Below are 1,457 nucleotides of genomic sequence, written 5' to 3'. Positions count from 1 at the left end.
TTGAAGATTATTCCTCACCCTGTGATGGATTTCCTTGATCAGCTCGTCTTTTTCCTTAATGTAAGAATTCAAAAGATTGACGGTTAAAATGGCGATACTCGTAAAAAAGAAAAAACCCAATACGGAATCTACGGCAAAGCTTACTTTTAAAACTCCTCTTTGAGAAAGCATATGCAGAAAATAAAATATCAGTGCATACGAATAAATCGAAATAAAGATCGTAGTTCGAATACTTGTAAAAAGTAGAAATATAATGACAAGAATCGGAAAACTAGACAAAACGTTCCCTTCGGGATCTCCGAAAAACATTCCTAAGGTGACTCCTACCAGAACGGTCGACAAAGTGAGAGTTAAAGCTTTTTTAAATTGCCCGTTCCAAACCAAAAGCATCGATAAAAACGAAGCCGATATTAGCAGTACAAAACTAGGGAGATACGTCACTTGGTCGAAAAAAAAACAAAACGTGATTCCCGGAAAAACGAAAGTAACTACGTTAAAAACAAACAGATACAAAGCTCTCACTCTTAGGATAAACGGCTCTTGCGCGTAGAGATGTTGAAATCTTTTTAAAATCATAATTTCCTAAAAAATCGATCCTTTCCGAAATTGTATCACTCGGAAAGACTCATTTACAATTCTAAGATTGTAACTCTTACTCAGCCAAATTTCAAGTCGAGCGAGACACAATATTCGGACTTAAGAAAATTTCATTTTCCACATTCCGTGTATAGATGAGAAATTAAATCCGAGATTTACCACGCACCTTAACTTGGAACGTCACCTTTCCCGAAAAAAAATCAATATGAATGCCTTCCTACGGGGTGGCATTCAGGGAGTGAAACTTTAGTTCATAGAGCGGTCAATTGAAATAGGTGTCTCATTCTCGGAAACTCAAACCTTGCTCCTACGGTTGCTCGGTTGTGGATCATTCGACAGGGACACAATTAAGTTTTGAGACACATCACAATTTGCGCGAGATGTTTTTTATCAAAAACAAAAATCGGATCAAAATTCCAAAACGGCGACCAAACCCCGATCGTTGAAAAGTTCGAAATTGGCTCGGATTTGTTTGGAAAGAATCTGAATCAAAGTGAAACCGGTCGTATTCTGTTTTTTCAAATCAATGGGAGTGATCATTCCAACTCCGTTGTCCTTTATTATCAATTTGTAATTTTCCCCGTGTTTAGAAAAACAAATCTCTATCTTCGGGTCCGACGATCCCTTAAACGCATGAGTCAGAGAATTGTTCAAAAGTTCGTTGAAGATCATCGCACAAGGAATCGCCGTTTCGATCGGGAGATCGATTCTTTCCGAATCGTTGCGGATCGATACATGAGACTCCTTATGTTTGTTTTTAAGATTCTCTATGATCCTTTCGATCACGCTCGAAAATTCTATACTGTGATAGTTATCCGATTTGTACATGTAATTATGAACTTCGGACATCGCCAGAATTC

The 1,457-nt window shown here is 37.8% G+C and carries 1 protein-coding gene and 1 pseudogene; both read right to left on the bottom strand.

What is annotated here, in order from left to right:
• Nucleotides 1-576 (bottom strand): annotated as a pseudogene (locus LEP1GSC194_RS15135) (sensor histidine kinase); the annotation flags it as partial.
• A 429-nt stretch (nt 577-1,005) separates the two neighbouring features.
• Nucleotides 1,006-1,457: sensor histidine kinase (locus tag LEP1GSC194_RS15130; protein ID WP_036043240.1), on the bottom strand; the 452-nt coding region annotated here is incomplete at its 5' end.

The organism is Leptospira alstonii serovar Sichuan str. 79601 (genome assembly GCF_000347175.1).
GTDB classification, from domain to species: Bacteria; Spirochaetota; Leptospiria; order Leptospirales; family Leptospiraceae; genus Leptospira; species Leptospira alstonii.
Note: the sequence above shows the minus strand (reverse complement) of the source record. Positions and strands in the feature narration are given on the sequence as shown.